Here is a 17,441-nt window from a genome sequence, read left to right on the forward strand (position 1 = left end):
TCACACCTCACCAACAATCGACACAAAACGTGAGGCAAGCTCTGTATGCTCGTTGAATCCAGTTAATTGATTGAAAATCCCCTCCAAAGAGCCTTCCTTATTTTGACCCTTTAATTCCTCAAAGGTTCCATCTGCTGCAATTTTTCCGTCATGGAGAAGGATGATTCGGCTGCTTATTTTTTCAACGACATCCATGATATGTGAAGAATAAAAGATGGTTTTACCTTGCTGTGCCAATTGAGTCATGATTTCCTTAAAAATCATCACACTGTTTGCATCCAGCCCGTTGATCGGTTCATCAAAAAAGAGAAGTTCTGGATTATGTAACAAACTCGAAATAATTAGGAGTTTTTGACGCATTCCCTTTGAATAGGAAGCAATTCGGGAATGATACACCTCACCAATGCGAAACAGCTCCATTAGGTTTTGCGCTTTATAGTCAGCCAGTTCATAATCAACCCCATATAATTCGCCAATGAAAGTGAGGTATTCTTGGCCTGTTAAACTGTCATAGACATCGGCAACCTCTGGCACATACCCAATCTTCCGCTTGTAGTCCATATCCCCATCTGTGATACTTTGACCGAAAATCTTTACGTCACCCAGGAAGCCTTCTTCAATCCCAAGAATAATTTTTACCGTCGTACTTTTTCCAGCGCCATTTGGCCCAATATACCCAATGATTTCTCCTTCATTTACTGTAAAGGAAACTCCTTGAAGGACAGGCTTGATACCATAACTTTTTTGTAAATTTGCAATCTCGACTATTGCTTCAGTCATTCAATCAGCTCCGTAACTATTAGTTTTTTCCTATTTTACCATATTTAGAGAAAGCTATTCATTATATGATAAGAGGAATTAAGAGATTAAAAGGCGAATATAGTGTGTAAAAGCTACATATAAGGGGGAATTGCGATGAGTTTTCTGGAAGGTAAATATATTGAAGTTGATTCAGGTGTCGAATTATTTGTTCAAGATATTGGAGAAGGGGAACCTCTTGTTTTCATCCCGGGTTTTACCTTTACCACTGAAGTTTTTTCAAAGCAAATTGAATATTTTTCAAAAACGAACCGAGTGATTGTAGCGGATCCAAGGAGTCACGGAAGATCGACTATCTCTCTTCATGGAAACGATTATGTTACACACGGATCTGATTTAGCTTCTGTACTACAAGCTTTAGATGTGAAAAATGCCACTTTCGTAGGCTGGTCCTTTGGATGTTTAACAGTTTGGGAGTATGTGAAGCAAAATGGATTTGATGATATAAAATCATTAATTTTTGTGGATATGCCACCGAAATCGTTATCGGTTCATAATGATTGGGTGGAAGGACCGTTAGATGATATTGCTGCAATCTACAATAGTTATTTGCGAAATTCGGCGGGGCAAAGAGAGTTTATAACAAGTTACATCACTCAAGTCATGGTTCAAAGAGAGCTTGAGAAAGAGGAACTAACCTGGCTAGTAGAGCAATCCTTAAAAACGCCATACTACATCGCCGGTAATTTGTTTGCTTCAGGGATGTTTTCTGATTATCGTGAGGAAGCAAAAAAAGCAAGTAAAACCGTTCCTACCTTAACGATTGTTGCTGAACACTGGGCCGAAATTGCGGAAAAATATATAAAACAATTAACACCAGAATCCCAAGTGAAGGTTCTAGGTGGCCACATGATGTTCTGGGAGCATGATGAAAAGTTTAATGAGATTGTTAAAGGTTTTCTAAATGAAAATTGGGGTAAAGATTGACTAATAGGGCTATCAGAATAGTTGCAATCCAAACTATTCTGATGGCTCTTATTTTTTGCCCTTTTTCGAATGCTTCTAATGCACGAATTATATGCATTGTATTATATAATATTAAAAGGGTATTTAGTTCATTGCGCAAATCCAAATCCAATATTTTCGTTTGAATGAACGAGGGTAAAGGTCTATAATTTTACTGGATAATATGGCTGAGCTTTGAGTCGAAAATTTAGAATAAATGCCTGTAATGTGCTAAAATGCACGCTAGATAACTTGTACATGTGTTATTCTTAATATATATAACTGTTGGAGGTTTTTAGAAAATGCAACGAACTATAGATGGTGAAAAAAATCCGAAAAAGCCTGTTCCTGCAACATATTCAAGAACAAATCCATTTCCCGCAAAAGTTCTTAAGAACATTAACTTAAATGGGGAAGGTTCAAGCAAGGAAACAAGACATATTGAATTATCTTTAGAGGGTTCCGGATTTTCATATATTCCTGGTGATACCCTTGGAATCGCTCCTTCCAATGACCCGGAATTAGTCGCAGCCATTCTTGAAGAAATGAAGTGGGATGCAGAAGAGGTAGTAACCGTTGGGCGTAAGGGTGAATCAATGCCGCTTAAAGAAGCATTGGAAACGTATCTTGATATCACTTTACTTTCACGGAAGATGATACAAAGCGCGGCAGCATTCACAGACAACGAAGAAATCCAAAAGATTGTCGAAGATGCAGCAGCGGTTAAGGAATATATCGATGGTCGTGATCTGCTTGATATGCTTCGAGATTTTGGACCATGGAAGGTTCCGGCTCAAGAAATCGTAGCACTATTACGAAATATGATACCAAGACTTTATTCCATTGCAAGCAGTTTAGCTGCACATCCTGATGAAGTTCATTTAACAATCGGTGCTGTTCGTTACACCATGCATGGACGTGAACGCAAAGGGGTTTGTTCTGTACAATGTGCGGAACGCGTTCAGGAAGGCGATACACTTCCAGTATTTGTTCAAATAAATAAACACTTCCATTTACCAGAGACTCTTGATAAAGATGTAATCATGGTTGGACCTGGAACTGGGGTTGCCCCATTCCGTTCATTTATTGAAGAACTTGCAATTAATAAAGCCACTGGACGTTCTTGGTTATTCTTCGGAGACCAGCATGAGGCGACTGACTTCTTATACCGAGGTGAATTGGAAAAATACCAGCAAGACGGTATTCTAACAAAAATTGATGCTGCATTCTCTCGTGATACAGAGCAAAAAGTATACGTACAACATAAGATGCTTGAGCACAGCAAAGAGTTGTTCGAGTGGATTGACAATGGTGCATATTTCTACGTGTGTGGAGATAAAGATCATATGGCAAAAGACGTAAACGAAGCCCTTTTAACCATTATTGAACAAGAGGGTAATATGGACCGCGAAGCTGCGGAAGCATATCTAAAAGAAATGAAAACACAAGGCCGTTACCTGCGTGACGTGTATTAATATATTTGAAATTAGCCCCTCATTACTCGCGAGGGGTTTATTTTTGTTGTTGATTAAGAAGAGTGCCTTTTAATCCTAGATTTTCTATAGCGAAACTATGACACATGATATATTTATTAAAGGAATACTTAATGGATTGTGAGGTCTAGAAATGAACATTAATAATTTTGAAAGTTATATAGATAAAGTCATTTTAGACAGAGGTTATAACTATTACATTGCAGGAAATGTTGTAGAAGCATATGAACAGGGGGAAATGGGGTTTGTTTTCCAAATCGAAGGAAGCGATGTTTACGAATTAGTAGTCGAAATCGGGGTGAACGGAGAAATTTTATATTCCGAATGTGATTGTCCCTATGATTTTGGACCTGTCTGTAAACACGAAGTTGCAGCATATTTTCAACTTTTTGAAATGCTGAATCAAGGGGACCGAAGTAACACGGTAACAAAGAAGACTTATAAGCGTCCTTCACTTAAAGATGTCTTATATAATCTCTCCAAAGAGGAATTAATCGATATCATCATAAATATTTCACATAATGATCCGGTACTTAAAAACAGTATCTTAGTAAAATACTCAAAAGGAGATCATCAACTGGAGCTTGAGACAAGCAAGAAGTTAATTGATTCGATTGTGAAAAAACATACAGGCAGAGAAGGATTTATCAAGTATCGAAATACGGGTGATTTTGTATACGATCTGGGTGACGTACTTGACAAAGCAAGAGATACTGAAAATGCTTTGCTTGGTTTGGACATATCAATCCTGTTGCTAGAGGAAGCAATAGAGGCATTTCAATATGCGGATGATTCCGGGGGAGATATTGGGGGCCTTATCACGGACATCTTAGAATTGGTTGGAGAAATGGCCAATAACTGCATTGAAACAGACCATCAAAAAATGGAGGCTTTTGAGAAGCTATTGGAACTGACCGATAGTGAAATTTTTGATGGTTGGGTAGATTACAAGATTGACTTGCTTAATGTCTGTTTTGAATTTGCAGAGGATGAAACACTTAGGGAAAAACTCAAAATTAAAATTGAGTCTATGCTTAATGAAAAAACAAATGATAGATATTTACACTATGGAAATGAAAGTTTACTACAATTATTGTTTCAACTAATCGAGCAATATGGTACTCAAGAAGAAGCGGAACAATTTATTAACGAGCACCTTCAGTATTCTTCTTTTAGACAACAATTATTAAATAAGTTAATACGAGAAAAAAACTATCACAAGGTAATTGAAGTTGCTCAAGAAGGAGAAAAGCAGGACAAAAAGTATGCAGGCTTAGTATCTTCTTGGAAAAAATACCGTTATTCAGCATATAAATTCCTTTCATTAAAGGAAGAACAGCAGACATTGGCAAAGGAACTTTTGCTGAATGGAGATTTTGAATATTATTGGGATTTAAAAGAATTAGCATCAGAAAACCAAGAACAGTTTTATTCAAACTTAAAACATGAACTGAAATTAAGCAAAGGTTGGCATAACAGCCGTATTTTTCTTAAGTTGATTGAGGAAGAAAATGATCTTGTAGAAATGTTGGAATTTGTCAGAATGAATCCAAGCTATATAGAAACCTATGCCGAGAAATTAGTCAAACCATATGAAGAAGAGATCATCAAAATTTATGAAATATATATAAAATTGACAGCAGGCAAAGCATCAAATCGTAGGGATTATCGAGGGGTATGTAACATAATCACGAGATATAAAAAGTTTGCAGGTAAGCGGGAGCAAACAAAATTGATTGATGAATTAATAGACTTATATAGAAAAAGGCCAGCCTTTATAGATGAATTGGGTAAAATTAAATGAAAAATCCTTCACCCTATGGCAGAGTGAATAGAATCTGCATCTAGAAAAGTTTACTTTATGCGCATACTATTTTAAATGGTATAATGGTAAAAAGTAGCAAGGAGGTAATAGTTTGGAGACTCCTAACAAAGCTAATAGTTACTCAATCAGTGACTGGTTAAACTGGGAAGGGCATTGGGAACTTATCAACGGTAAAGCTTATAATATGACACCGGCACCTTCGTGGGATCATCAATTCATAGTTGGTGAAGTTCATTTTATGCTTCGATCCTATTTTGGTAACAAGGATTGTTATGTTGCAGTATTTCCATTTGACGTTTTTCTTAGTGAAGAAGAGGACTATGAGAACCCAAGTCATGTTTTGCAGCCGGATATATCTGTAATATGTAATAAAAATCAACTTTCAACTAAAGGATGTAATGGTGCCCCCAACTTAATAATTGAGGTGTTATCTCCGTCAACGGCAATCAAAGATAGAAATGAAAAGTTTAAAATATATCAACAATTCGGAGTTCAGGAATATTGGATTATCGATCCGAACTATAAATTAATTGAGGTATATGGGCTTGATAAAGGGTATTTTCGTATAAAAGAAGTGTATGGACAAAAGGATGAATTAAAATCATTCATTTTCCCAAATTTAAAGGTAAAACTTGAAACGATATTCAATAAATAAGACCTCAACCAAAAACACCTACACAGTGGGTGTTTTCTTTAGCTTAATATACGAATAGATTTTTAAACGGTACGAAGGACCTGTCGATCCGACCCTTCGACAATAAAAAATATTTTTTGACAAAATAGGAAGGGAATTGTTACTGTGTGGCGAATATATAAAATAGATTAAAGGAGGTGTGATTGATGAAGAACTTAATATAAGATGAACCGACTGAATTTTATTGCTCATTTTTTCTTGCCTCAACGTAATTCCCACTGAAGGTTGAACCTGCCACTACATAATCGATTAGCCTCAAAATAAGAATCCACTCTGCGAGAATTGAAAAATCCCATACTATGTTAATGCCAAAAATAATAGTTTTCGTCCTTACAAAATGAGGTACTAATTTGTAGATTAAGTGCCAGGTAAATGCCAAAGAAATTATTCTTGAGGCCGCACATGCTTTTGATTTTTTTATGTTTACCCCTTTTATCTCCAAACCATGAGCTTTTGCCACATTGATATTACCATCACATCCGGAGAGTTTTTCTCCCATTTTCCCAAAATGTTAAAAGTTAAGTAAGTAACATTTGTTGCTTTTCCATACGAATACCTTATTAAAATTTGCCGAAAGTTTGTTGGCAAGACTCATTTTTTATGGGAAAAAATCGGGTAACTAGAATCATTTTTTATAACATTTAAAAGGAGAGGTCTGAAAATGTCAGAAGGAAAGAAAATAAAAGGTAAAAAACCGTTTTACAAGAGAATTTGGGTTTGGGTTTTGGCAGTGATTATCATCGGCGTAATTGCCAGTGGTGGCGAGGAGGAAGGGACGGAACAGGCTTCTACAACACCTAAAACAGATGTGTCTGTTGAAAAGAATGAGACTAAAAAAGAGGAACAGGTAGATAAAGAGGAACCAGAAGAAAAGGTACAAACAGCAGGTATCGGTCAGCCTCTAAAGGTCGGTGAAGTTGTGTTTACTGTGACTGGGACAAGCACGGCTACTAATATTGGTGGAGAGTATGGAAAGAATTCTTCAGGGGAATTTTTTATTTTGGATGTCATTGTAAAAAATGAAGGTAAGGAAGCCATCACCACGGATTCGTCATTCTTTAAATTAAAGTCCGGCGACATTACATATGAGGCGGATACAGAAGCGGGAATATGGGCGAACCAAGACAATAATTTTTTCTTACAGGATGTAAACCCTGGTATCGAAAACAAAGGTAAAGTTGTTTTTGATATTCCAGCAGGTACATCAAACCTCGTCTTACAAGTACAAACCGGTTTCTGGGGAACCGAAACAGGGGAAATCTCGTTACAGTAATGTAAATGGATGCGCGTATAGTGGAGGTCAGCCTATAAGAAGCAATTAGGGGAATTTAAACCAAAAGATCAGTGCGATTTTATCGCAACTGATCTTTTTATGTAGAAGGTGGGACGACCGACCTGTCCTCTTGACCCAGAAAATCTTTCAATTGTTTCCTAGCCCGATAGATTCTCGTTTTAACCGTGCATGGTTTAAGATTAAGGATGTGGGCTATTTGACTTTCTTTTAGACCATGCCATATTTTAAGGGAGAGGACGTCCCGGTATTCACGTTTCAGCTTTCGAATGGCTTGTTCGATTTGCTCCATTACCATGCTTGTCTCCACTTCTTCTTCGACATTTTGCTTCATCGTTTCTCCTAAGCTTTCCAGCAAATCATGCTCCATTGGAATACCCTTTTTGTTTCTTTCCATCCGGACAAGATCAATCGCCGTTCTTGCTGCGATGGTAGACAGCCACGCTCCCATTTTGGTCTCATCTTCGATTGTATCTATTTTATTGATCGCTTTAATAAATGTTTCATGAACAACATCTTCTGCCATCTGTATATCCCTCGTAATCGAATAACTAATTCGAAACAGACGACCATAATTTTCGTGATAGATGTTTGTGAAATTTAATTCCAAAACATACACCCCTTTTGGTTTCGGGCAAGGGGGAAAGGTCCGTTCCACTTGGGTAAATGGACCTGTCCCTCTCGTCCCTGTTACATTAACGCTAAAGAAATTTTAACTTTGAATAGGTCGCCGTCTGTTTCGATTTCGAGATTTCCGTGATGGAGGTCGATGATCGATTGAGCAATGGCAAGCCCAAGTCCAGAACCTTCTGTATGACGTGATGTGTCACCGCGTTTGAAACGTTCGAAAAGCTCGTCGCTATTTTCACTTAGTTCGTATTTCGATACATTTTTAAATGTAATTATTGCTAGATTTTCACTTGTGTATGTCGAAATATAAACACGTGTATGTTCGAGTGAATATTTAATGATATTTCCGATTAAGTTATCAAAAACACGCCACATTTTTTGTCCGTCCACAAGTGCGTATAGTGGTTTCTCACTGTTCGTCACCCGGAATTGTAAGTTAGAAGTGCTAAGTGTATCATCATGTTCTGCAAGCGCCTGCTGTAAGAGCTGAACAAGGTCAACCTTTTCTAAGTTTAATTCAATATTTCCACTTGCCATTTTTGAGACTTCAAATAAATCATCAATAAGGACCTTTAACCGTTTTGATTTACGGTCAATGATTTCTAGATAAGCTAAAGCGTCTTCATCAGATAGATTTTGAGTTTTCAACAACTCCGTATAGGTAATAATTGAAGTTAAAGGTGTTCGGAGGTCATGACTAACATTCGTGATCAGCTCCGTTTTTAACCGTTCACTCTTGGCTTGTTCATTTTGAGAAGTTTTTACACCGTGCTTTAAGGTATTGATATTTCCTGCAAGGGTAGCAAACACGGATTTTCCACTGACAGGCAAGTCCTCACCTAATTTTCCAGCTGCAAGCTCGTCGGTTTTCTCTACAATTTTATTAAAATACCCAACCTTCTTGACCATAGCAAAGAAAAGGGGGATTCCGATAAGACCAAGGGTCAAGAGATAAATTAGGAAAAGTAGAGGGTTTATAAAAATTGAAATGACCCCAAACCCCAAACAAAAGACAATGACAAGAATGATAAAAAACTGGGTCCCAGTACTCTGGTGTAAAAATGCCTCGTTTAGACTCTGCTTACCTTTGTTAAAAAGAACGATTATCCCTTTTTCAGCTTTACTGACTAGGCCACTTTCCCATTCAGTTTTTACATTCTGCCAATCCTTTAATTCTGTAAAAAGATATTTTCCTTGAAGATAAGTAATACCTACAAAAATAGAGCCAACTATGATAAACAGACTTATGCCCACTGCGTAAAAAGGGTTTTCGAGAATATAATAGAATTCAGTCACAACAGGCACAATACAGAAAATTGATATCAATCCTGTTATTATGAAGAAGATTACCCGTGAATCAATTGGGAGTTTATTGTAAGTTGTCCTCAAGTGTTCAATTTCTGCTGGAACAGCCTGTACCTTTTTACCGAGTACATAAGAAATAATGAATGATAGAATACTTGCTATTGCAGTAATCAGTAAAATCAGCTGGCTTTGTCTGTAGTTGTCATATCGCCGAATAAAATGATTTGAGGCATCTCCGGTCATTGGCACTGCTATTTTTCCTTCAAGTGTTCCAATATCAAAGGGGATAATTGACTCAAGCAATCCTGTATTATCGTAAGAACCAAAATAAATACCATCATCTCTTGTGATTGAGTAATCTGTAAGAAAATAGTTACTTTCCTCGTTTATTGCTGTTTCGACTGACTCACTATTTGTACGCTTTATATTCGTAACTATTTTTCCAGTTGATGGATTTGTAAAATGATAGGTAAACATTTTTTTATACTTTGCGTATTCGGACTTGTACCCTTCCTTTGATTTATAAAAATCATCGATACTTTTTTCTTTTTCAACAATTACCTTGTTTTTTACATAGTCATCACTTTTAAAATTTTGCGTGATGTCTGCAATTTTTTTATCACGTTCCGCAATGTAGGTATCGGCTATTTCCTGGTAATTTGCATCCAACGCTTCTTGAATTCTTTCTTCATATTGTGAGTTGATATTTTCAATTTGCTGTGATAGTTCTCCATAGCGAAAACGGTGCTCATCAATGTCATCTTCAGTAACGGTAATTGCTTCTTTCGCTTTTTCAGGAGTGGTATCAAGTAGCTCAAACAAGCTAATCAATCCGGCAAACTGACCTAGTTCATCTTGAAAAGCTGGAGTGTGAAAATAATCCTTATGTAAATAATTGCCTCCATGGGTGACTACTGATATGAGGCCACAAAGACCAAATGTATATAAAAGTGCGATGAAACCAATTGTGATTTTACCTTTCCATTTTGTAGCCAATGCCCCATACCACCTTTAAATATCTAGGATTTTTCGCATCAATTTCTATTTTTTCGCGGATTTTTCGAATATGAACGGCAACCGTATTTTCCGCGTTATAGCTAGGTTCCTTCCAAACTCTTTCATAGATTTCGGTAATGGAAAACACTCGACCGGCATTTGTCATAAGCAACTCAACAATCTTATATTCGATCGGGGTAAGTTTTACCGGTTCACCATGAACAGCTACCTCTTTTGCAGCTTGATCAAGGGTCAATCCATTTAGGTCAGTCACCTTTTTTGCACCTTCATAGGTACCAAATGTGACATAACGTCGAAGTTGGGATTTCACGCGGGCAACAAGCTCCATCGGATTGAACGGCTTAGTGACATAATCATCAGCCCCAACCTGTAACCCAAGAATCTTATCGGTGTCTTCACTTTTTGCACTTAAAATGATGATGGGAATATTATTGGTTTCGCGGATTTTAAAAGTAGCCGAAATTCCATCAAGCTTAGGCATCATCACATCTAAGATAATCAGGTGAACCTGGTTTTCATGTAAAATCTCCAATGCTTCAATTCCATCTTTGGCCTTTAATACTGTGATTCCTTCATTCTTTAGGTAAATCTCAATCGCATCCCGAATTTCTTTTTCATCATCAACTACCAGAACAAAATAATGATCCATCTTTCACCCAACCTTCTAATCCGCTTTCATTGTTTCTATCATAACCGGTAAATCTTAACATTCAATATCAAAAAGTCTTAAGAATTTCTTAATATTTTTGAAGTCTATGAAACTTCTCTTTCATTTTATACTAGATAGGGAGAGATACCCGATTTTTTTATAAAGTTGGCGAGTTCTATGGGAAGAAAATAAAAAAGTTAGTTGTTTCGCTATACAAAGTTAAGGCGATACAGGTATAATGATTGTGTAAGTATCATAGTTATTGGAGGCTATTATGGTGAAAAACGTAAAACTTGATGATCCAATTGTTACACATATTTTTACAGCAGATCCATCGGCACACGTTTTTGAAGGGAAGCTTTATATTTATCCTTCGCATGACCTTGAACATGATGAACCGTCAAATGATAACGGAGACCAATATAAGATGGAAGATTACCACGTTTTATCGATGGAGGATGTTGATGGACCTGTTATCGACCATGGGGAAGTGCTACATGTAAAGGATGTTCCGTGGGCAAGCAAGCAAATGTGGGCACCAGATGCAGCATACAAAAATGGCAAATATTATTTTTACTTTCCTGCACGCGATAAGGACGGTATTTTCAGAATCGGGGTTGCAACAGGAACTAGTCCGGCAGGTCCCTTTAAGCCTGAAGAAAATTATATTCCGGGAAGTTTCAGTATTGACCCGGCAGTTTTTGTGGACGATAATGATAGCGCATATATGTATTTTGGCGGACTTTGGGGCGGACAGCTTGAAAAATGGCAAACTGGCACATTTAAACCTGAGGTGACAGAAGGCCCTGCTTCTACGGAACCAGCTTTAGGACCAATCATTGCTGAATTAAGTGATGACATGCTAACTTTTAAAAGTGAACCAAAGGAAATTTCAATTATAGACGAGAATGGAAACCCAATCTTAGCAGGAGACGAAGATCGTAGATTTTTCGAAGGACCATGGGTTCATAAATATAATGGACTTTACTATCTTTCTTACTCAACAGGCACAACGCATAAAATTGTATACGCTGTCAGCGAGAATCCTCAAGGACCATTCGTTTACAAGGGGACAATTCTTACACCTGTTTTGGGCTGGACAACGCATCATTCCATCGTTCAATATAAGGATAAATGGTATCTCTTCTACCATGACTGCTCTTTATCAAATGGGGTTAACCATAAACGCAGTGTAAAATTTACTGAACTTAAATATAATGAAGATGGAACGATTCAAACAATTGACCCATATGAGAATCAATAATATCGGGATTTCGACAGGTGCAGCAGCCTGTCGATTTTTTATCAAAAAAATCCCTGCTTCTTATTAAAAAGCAGGGATGGATTTGGGACAATGGACTTGCCCCTTAAACTAACCTTTAATGAAGTTGTCGACGGCAAAGGCTGATACGCCGAGGGAAGTTGAGTATTTCCCCAGTTTTGAGAAGTTAAGTTGCAGGTTGTTTTGGTGGAATGCGAGTGTGTGTTTTTCGATCGTATTCCTAATAGCAGGTTCGAGCCATTTTTGGGCCAAAGTGAGTCTGTTTCCAATAATGACTTGTTCGGGATTAAATGTATTAATGATATTATTGATCCCAAACCCAAGGTATTTTCCAATCTCATCAAAGAGGTTAATAGCTTTTTCATCGCTGCTCTCTGCTAATTCAATTAGCATTTCCAGTGACTCAATGTTTGGGTCAGACATTTCAATAAGAGCCTGCTCAGACGCATAAGCTTCCCAGCATCCGCGACTTCCGCAGTTGCAGCGCTTCCCATTCATGTCAATAATCATATGTCCCATTTCACCAGAGAATCCGTTTTTCCCTTTATAAAGCTCCTTGTTAACAATGATTCCAACACCAATCCCAATCCCAGCACTGATATAAAGGATATTTTCATTATCTTGTCCCGCGCCAAATTGTTGCTCGCCGACAGCTCCAGCATTTGCTTCATTTTCAATGATAACAGGAACTTTGTATAGCTTTTCAAGCTCCTCTTTAAATTGAATATTGCTCCAACCAAGATTCGGTGCTAGTAGAATCGAGCCCTCGTTGTTCACAATTCCCGGTACACCAACTCCGATGCCGACAATACCGTACCTGCTCTTGGGCATTTCATCCATTAACGACTGAATCATATCTTGCACAATGTTCATGATCGACGCATAGGTGGTACGGCCCACGGTTTGATTTTTTTCGATTAGGATATTTCCTTTTAAATCGGTGATCACAGATAACACATAGTTTACACCAATATCAATTCCAATCGCATAACCGGCATCCTTATTGAAGTGAAGGATAACGGGACGACGCCCGCCACTAGAGGCCCCTGGTCCTGATTCGAAAATCAAATCTTCCTCTAATAATTCAGTAACCAAAGTAGAAACCGTTGTTTTATTTAAACCTGAAGTTTGAGCGATGTCCGCACGAGAAATCGGCTCATTTTCAATAATCAATTGCAACACGAGTGCTTTATTATTCTTTTTCACAACCTGTTGGTTCCATGTCATCGTTCCCACTAATCAAAACTCCTTATTTGGTAGTGTTTATATTTTAGCATAAAACTTAGTATGGTGGATATACGAATGGAGAACTTATTAAAATTAAGGATTATAGTCTAAAGTGGAAGGTGGAAAATCTTTAAATAAAAATAATAAGCGTAACTTAGTTTACCGTATAGACAAACTTTATGTGCGATGCTATAATTTCAGTATAAAAAGCTTATAGATTGTGAGCTTTGAAAATTCTTTTGAAAGCATTTTCACTCTAAAGTAAAAACGCTAAAAAATACTAGGAGGAATAACCCGATGGCTTATTTCGAATCAGTGAACAAAATCAAATTTGAAGGTGCAAAATCAACGAATCCATTTGCATTTAAATACTACAACCCAGATGAAAAAATCAACGGCAAGACGATGGAGGAAATCCTTCGCTATTCTGTTGCGTACTGGCATACATTTACTGCAGATGGGTCAGATCCATTTGGAGTAGGCACAGCAATCCGTCCCTGGGGTCACCTAAAAGGATTAGACTTAGCGAAAGCTCGTGTTGAAGCATCATTTGAGCTTTTTGAAAAATTAGATGTTCCGTTCTTTGCGTTCCATGATGTCGATATTTCACCAGAAGGAAGCACATTGAAGGAAACAAACGAAAATCTTGATGTTATTATTGCAATGATCAAGGATTACATGAAAACAAGCAAGGTTAAATTATTATGGAATACAGCAAATATGTTTACAAATCCACGTTATACACATGGTGCTGCAACATCTCCAAATGCAGATGTGTTTGCATATTCAGCAGCTAAAGTGAAAAAAGGATTAGAGGTTGCAAAAGAACTTGGTGCTGAAAACTATGTTTTCTGGGGTGGACGTGAAGGGTATGAAACCCTTCTTAATACAGATATGAAATTAGAAATGGACAACTTAGCTCGATTCTTCCATATGGCGGTAGACTATGCGAAGGAAATTGGCTTAAACGTTCCGTTCTTAATCGAGCCAAAACCAAAGGAGCCAACTAAGCATCAATATGATTTCGATGTTGCAACAGGTCTGGCATTCTTACAAAAATATGACCTTACAGATTACTTCAAGTTTAATATTGAAGCAAACCACGCTACACTTGCGGGTCACACATTTGAACATGAATTGAGAACAGCTCGTATTAATGGAATGCTTGGTTCTGTTGACGCAAACCAAGGGGATATGCTGCTTGGCTGGGATACGGATGAATTCCCAACAGACTTATATACAAACACATTAGCCATGTATGAAATCTTGAAAAATGGCGGTCTTGGTAAAGGCGGTCTAAACTTCGATGCAAAGGTTAGAAGAGGCTCTTTCGATGCAGAGGATCTTTTCCATGCACATATTGCAGGTATGGACGCATTTGCAGTGGGCTTAAAAGTAGCTGACAAATTAATTGAAGATAAAGTGCTAGATGACTTTGTTGAGGAGCGCTACAGTAGTTATACGAAAGGTATCGGCTTAGATATCGTTGAAGGAAAAACAAACTTCCGTGAACTTGAAAAATATGCGCTAGGTTTAACAGAAATTAGTAATACATCAGGAAGAACTGAGCGCTTAAAAGCTTTAATTAATCAATACCTATTAGAAACACTTTAATTTATAGAACTAAAATGTGCTGGAAGTATACTATTCCAGCACATTTTTACAGAAAAGGATGATCCGGATGAAATATGTAATCGGTGTGGACCTTGGAACGAGCGCGGTAAAAATCTTACTCGTGAATCAATATGGAGAAGTAGTTCATGAGGTATCGAAATCATATCCTCTTATCATTGAAAAGTCAGGTTATAGTGAGCAAAATCCGGAAGAGTGGGTTGAAAAGACAACAGTTGGTCTAAAAGAACTGGTTGAGCATTTCGATGGCGATGTAAGAGATATTGAAGGCATTAGTTTTTCCGGACAAATGCATGGACTAGTTTTACTAGATAAAGAGAACCAAGTATTACGAAACGCTATTTTATGGAATGACACAAGAACGACAAAGCAATGTGAGGAAATCTATGAGACTTTCGGAAAAGAACGCCTCTTAGAGATTACGAAGAATCCTGCTTTAGAAGGGTTTACGTTGCCGAAAATTCTTTGGGTGAAAGAAAATGAGCCGCTGGTTTTTGAACGCGCTAGTGTATTCATGCTACCGAAGGATTATTTACGCTACCGGATAACGGGTGCTATTCATATGGAATATTCGGATGCAGCCGGAACGTTAATGCTCAATGTGGCTGAACGCGAATGGAGTTCAGAAATGTTAGAAGCATTTGGTTTAGCTCCTGAATTTTGTCCTCCATTAGTGGAGTCCCATACGTTTGTTGGCACAGCTACACCGGAATTTGCCTGGTCGACTGGTCTCTCTAAGGAAATAAAAGTGTTTGCCGGCGGTGCGGACAATGCTTGTGGTGCGATAGGATCAGGCATTTTATCCGAGGGCAAAACACTTTGTAGTATCGGAACTTCGGGGGTAGTGCTGTCATATGAAGAGCGCAATGACCTTGATTTCGAAGGCAAGGTCCACTATTTTAACCATGGTGAACAAAACACGTATTATACGATGGGTGTGACTCTTGCTGCAGGCTATAGCTTAAGTTGGTTCAAGGATACCTTTGCAAAAGAAGAGGCATTTGACCAATTATTAGAGGGGATAGATGAAGTGTCTCCGGGAAGCAATGGTTTGTTATTTACACCTTATATTGTTGGTGAAAGAACCCCGCATGCTGATTCAAACATTCGCGGCAGCTTTATAGGAATTGATGCGGCTCATGAACGAAAACATTTTGCGCGCGCGGTTCTGGAAGGTATTACTTTTTCATTAAATGAATCCATTGAGATTTTTAGAAACAGTGGAAAAACGATTGATACAATTATTTCAATCGGTGGCGGAGCCAAAAATGAAACCTGGCTCCAAATGCAGGCTGATATTTTTAACGCAAAAATTGAAAAAATGACTTCTGAACAAGGCCCTGGAATGGGAGCAGCAATGCTTGCTGCATATGGGTGCGGCTGGTTTGAATCATTGAGGGAATGTGCTGACGTATTTTTACAACCCGCAAAAACATATGAACCAATTCCAGAAAATGTAGAAGCATATCAAAAATTTTTCACAATGTATCAACAGATCTATACCCAAACAAAGAATCTAAATATACAATTAAGAATGTTTAGAAAGTAAATAAAATAACCCCACAGATAGTGGGGTTTCTTTCGAGAGGAGAGTTATTATTGAACTATCGTGAGCTTGGAAATACGGGTATACAAATTAGTGAAGTAAGTTTTGGAACTTGGGCTATTGGCGGTGCTTGGGGAAAGACAAGTGACGCTGAGGCTTTAAGGTCATTGGAGTATGCGATTGACCAAGGTGTTAACTTTTTTGATACAGCCGATGTGTATGGTGACGGTCATAGCGAAGAGTTGCTGGCAAAGGCGACAAAGGGTAAGGAGGATAAAATTCATATTGCTACAAAGTTTTGCCGTCAGGGTGACATTTTTGATCCCAAAAATTACAGCTACGAGCAAGTAAGTCGCTACTGTGAGGACAGCCTTCGTCGTTTAAATCGGGAGGCAATTGATTTATACCAAATTCATTGCCCAGCTACAGAGATTTTAAGAGATGGCAGTGTGTTTGACGTACTTGATCGTCTCCAAAGGGAGGGGAAAATCCGTCACTATGGTGTGAGTGTGGAGTCCGTTGAGGAAGGGTTAATTTGTTTGGAAAATCCAAATGTGAAAAGCCTGCAAATTATTTTTAATATGCTCCGCCAAAAGCCGTTAGAAACTCTGATCCCTGAAGCATATAAAAAAGACGTTGGGCTACTTGTGAGATTGCCGCTTGCAAGTGGATTGCTTACAGGTAAATTTACATCTGACCATGTTTTTGAAGAGGATGATCATCGCCGTTTTAATGAAAATGGTGAGGCCTTTAATGTGGGAGAAACATTTGCTGGCCTAGGCTTTAAAAAGGGTGTTGAGCTTGCAGACCAATTAAAGTGGATTGCTGAAGGACGGAATTCAATGGCAAGTGCAGCCCTTCGCTGGATCTTAGATCATAAGGAGATTTCCTGTATTATCCCAGGATTCAAAAATGTAAAACAAGTTCAGGATAACTTAACGGCATTGGAGACTCACCCATTTACATTTGAAGAAATGGAGAAGGTTCAACATTTTTATAAAGAAAATGTGAAAGATTATATTAGAGGTGCCTATTAAATTGGGGTTTGAACTGTTTTTTTTATTAGGGATGAGGCTTCGGTAATAC

The 17,441-nt window shown here is 38.0% G+C and carries 15 protein-coding genes; 9 read left to right on the top strand and 6 right to left on the bottom strand.

Features of this window, described 5'->3' with window-relative positions; translation table 11 throughout:
* Positions 1 to 780 carry an ABC transporter ATP-binding protein gene (locus tag LKW28_RS13055; RefSeq protein ID WP_229140808.1) on the bottom strand — a complete coding sequence of 260 codons (780 nt, stop codon included), beginning with the start codon at positions 778 to 780 and terminating at the stop codon, positions 1 to 3.
* Positions 781 to 915: 135 nt separating this feature from the next.
* Between LKW28_RS13055 and LKW28_RS13060 the strand changes: the two genes are divergently transcribed.
* The 4 genes from LKW28_RS13060 to LKW28_RS13075 all read left to right on the top strand — a co-directional run bounded on the left by LKW28_RS13060 (position 916) and on the right by LKW28_RS13075 (position 5,737).
* Entirely contained in the window at positions 916 to 1,746 is an 831-nt protein-coding gene (locus tag LKW28_RS13060) for an alpha/beta fold hydrolase (protein WP_229140809.1), read from the top strand.
* 320 nt (positions 1,747 to 2,066) lie between these two features.
* Positions 2,067 to 3,239 carry a diflavin oxidoreductase gene (locus tag LKW28_RS13065; protein WP_229140810.1) on the top strand — a complete coding sequence of 391 codons (1,173 nt, stop codon included), beginning with the start codon at positions 2,067 to 2,069 and terminating at the stop codon, positions 3,237 to 3,239.
* A gap of 151 nt (positions 3,240 to 3,390) precedes the next feature.
* Positions 3,391 to 5,061, top strand: a complete 1,671-nt coding sequence (locus LKW28_RS13070) for an SWIM zinc finger family protein (protein ID WP_229140811.1) — start codon at positions 3,391 to 3,393, stop codon at positions 5,059 to 5,061.
* A 112-nt stretch (positions 5,062 to 5,173) separates the two neighbouring features.
* Positions 5,174 to 5,737, top strand: a complete 564-nt coding sequence (locus tag LKW28_RS13075; RefSeq protein WP_229140812.1) for a Uma2 family endonuclease — start codon at positions 5,174 to 5,176, stop codon at positions 5,735 to 5,737.
* A 220-nt stretch (positions 5,738 to 5,957) separates the two neighbouring features.
* On the opposite strand, the gene LKW28_RS13080 is transcribed toward LKW28_RS13075, so the two are convergent.
* A complete protein-coding gene (locus LKW28_RS13080) occupies positions 5,958 to 6,275 on the bottom strand; it encodes a hypothetical protein (RefSeq protein WP_229140813.1) in 318 nt (105 codons plus the stop codon).
* Positions 6,276 to 6,437: 162 nt separating this feature from the next.
* Between LKW28_RS13080 and LKW28_RS13085 the strand changes: the two genes are divergently transcribed.
* Positions 6,438 to 7,049 carry a DUF4352 domain-containing protein gene (locus LKW28_RS13085; protein ID WP_229140814.1) on the top strand — a complete coding sequence of 204 codons (612 nt, stop codon included), beginning with the start codon at positions 6,438 to 6,440 and terminating at the stop codon, positions 7,047 to 7,049.
* Between the two features lie 97 nt (positions 7,050 to 7,146).
* Here LKW28_RS13085 and LKW28_RS13090 read toward each other — a convergent pair whose 3' ends face one another.
* The 3 genes from LKW28_RS13090 to LKW28_RS13100 all read right to left on the bottom strand — a co-directional run bounded on the left by LKW28_RS13090 (position 7,147) and on the right by LKW28_RS13100 (position 10,668).
* Positions 7,147 to 7,677 (bottom strand): RNA polymerase sigma factor, encoded by a 531-nt coding sequence (locus tag LKW28_RS13090; RefSeq protein ID WP_267497998.1) that lies wholly within the window; start codon positions 7,675 to 7,677, stop codon positions 7,147 to 7,149.
* Positions 7,678 to 7,757: 80 nt separating this feature from the next.
* Positions 7,758 to 9,998 carry a sensor histidine kinase gene (locus LKW28_RS13095; RefSeq protein ID WP_229140815.1) on the bottom strand — a complete coding sequence of 747 codons (2,241 nt, stop codon included), beginning with the start codon at positions 9,996 to 9,998 and terminating at the stop codon, positions 7,758 to 7,760.
* On the bottom strand, positions 9,976 to 10,668 hold the full coding sequence (locus tag LKW28_RS13100; RefSeq protein WP_229140816.1) for a response regulator transcription factor: 693 nt from the start codon (positions 10,666 to 10,668) through the stop codon (positions 9,976 to 9,978). The genes LKW28_RS13095 and LKW28_RS13100 overlap by 23 nt, the downstream gene beginning before the upstream one ends.
* 274 nt (positions 10,669 to 10,942) lie before the next feature.
* Here LKW28_RS13100 and LKW28_RS13105 point away from each other — a divergent pair, with 274 nt between their 5' ends.
* Positions 10,943 to 11,932: a glycoside hydrolase family 43 protein gene (locus LKW28_RS13105; RefSeq protein ID WP_229140817.1), complete on the top strand. Its 990-nt coding sequence runs from the start codon at positions 10,943 to 10,945 to the stop codon at positions 11,930 to 11,932.
* A gap of 108 nt (positions 11,933 to 12,040) precedes the next feature.
* Here the strand turns inward: LKW28_RS13105 and LKW28_RS13110 are convergent, their stop codons facing one another.
* A complete protein-coding gene (locus tag LKW28_RS13110; protein WP_229140914.1) occupies positions 12,041 to 13,177 on the bottom strand; it encodes an ROK family transcriptional regulator in 1,137 nt (378 codons plus the stop codon).
* A gap of 297 nt (positions 13,178 to 13,474) precedes the next feature.
* Here LKW28_RS13110 and xylA point away from each other — a divergent pair, with 297 nt between their 5' ends.
* From xylA to LKW28_RS13125, 3 genes are all read left to right on the top strand, one after another.
* Positions 13,475 to 14,791 (top strand): xylose isomerase, encoded by a 1,317-nt coding sequence (gene xylA / locus LKW28_RS13115; RefSeq protein WP_229140818.1) that lies wholly within the window; start codon positions 13,475 to 13,477, stop codon positions 14,789 to 14,791.
* 67 nt (positions 14,792 to 14,858) lie between these two features.
* Positions 14,859 to 16,358 (top strand): xylulokinase, encoded by a 1,500-nt coding sequence (xylB, locus tag LKW28_RS13120; RefSeq protein ID WP_229140819.1) that lies wholly within the window; start codon positions 14,859 to 14,861, stop codon positions 16,356 to 16,358.
* A 50-nt stretch (positions 16,359 to 16,408) separates the two neighbouring features.
* Positions 16,409 to 17,392 (top strand): aldo/keto reductase, encoded by a 984-nt coding sequence (locus LKW28_RS13125; protein ID WP_229140820.1) that lies wholly within the window; start codon positions 16,409 to 16,411, stop codon positions 17,390 to 17,392.
* Positions 17,393 to 17,441: the final 49 nt, after the last annotated feature.

The sequence above is a fragment of the Bacillus sp. REN16 genome, from assembly GCF_020731355.1.
In the GTDB taxonomy this organism is placed as follows: domain Bacteria; phylum Bacillota; class Bacilli; order Bacillales; family Bacillaceae_L; genus Ferdinandcohnia.

Excerpts from the sequence above, each read along its gene's own strand:
- LKW28_RS13110 (WP_229140914.1), bottom strand. The coding sequence starts at position 13,177 with ATGACATGGAACCAACAGGTTGTGAAAAAGAATAATAAAGCACTCGTG.
- LKW28_RS13060 (WP_229140809.1), top strand. The coding sequence starts at position 916 with ATGAGTTTTCTGGAAGGTAAATATATTGAAGTTGATTCAGGTGTCGAA.
- xylB (WP_229140819.1), top strand. The coding sequence starts at position 14,859 with ATGAAATATGTAATCGGTGTGGACCTTGGAACGAGCGCGGTAAAAATC.
- LKW28_RS13070 (WP_229140811.1), top strand. The coding sequence starts at position 3,391 with ATGAACATTAATAATTTTGAAAGTTATATAGATAAAGTCATTTTAGAC.
- LKW28_RS13065 (WP_229140810.1), top strand. The coding sequence starts at position 2,067 with ATGCAACGAACTATAGATGGTGAAAAAAATCCGAAAAAGCCTGTTCCT.
- LKW28_RS13085 (WP_229140814.1), top strand. The coding sequence starts at position 6,438 with ATGTCAGAAGGAAAGAAAATAAAAGGTAAAAAACCGTTTTACAAGAGA.
- LKW28_RS13080 (WP_229140813.1), bottom strand. The coding sequence starts at position 6,275 with ATGGGAGAAAAACTCTCCGGATGTGATGGTAATATCAATGTGGCAAAA.
- LKW28_RS13055 (WP_229140808.1), bottom strand. The coding sequence starts at position 780 with ATGACTGAAGCAATAGTCGAGATTGCAAATTTACAAAAAAGTTATGGT.
- xylA (WP_229140818.1), top strand. The coding sequence starts at position 13,475 with ATGGCTTATTTCGAATCAGTGAACAAAATCAAATTTGAAGGTGCAAAA.
- LKW28_RS13100 (WP_229140816.1), bottom strand. The coding sequence starts at position 10,668 with ATGGATCATTATTTTGTTCTGGTAGTTGATGATGAAAAAGAAATTCGG.
- LKW28_RS13105 (WP_229140817.1), top strand. The coding sequence starts at position 10,943 with ATGGTGAAAAACGTAAAACTTGATGATCCAATTGTTACACATATTTTT.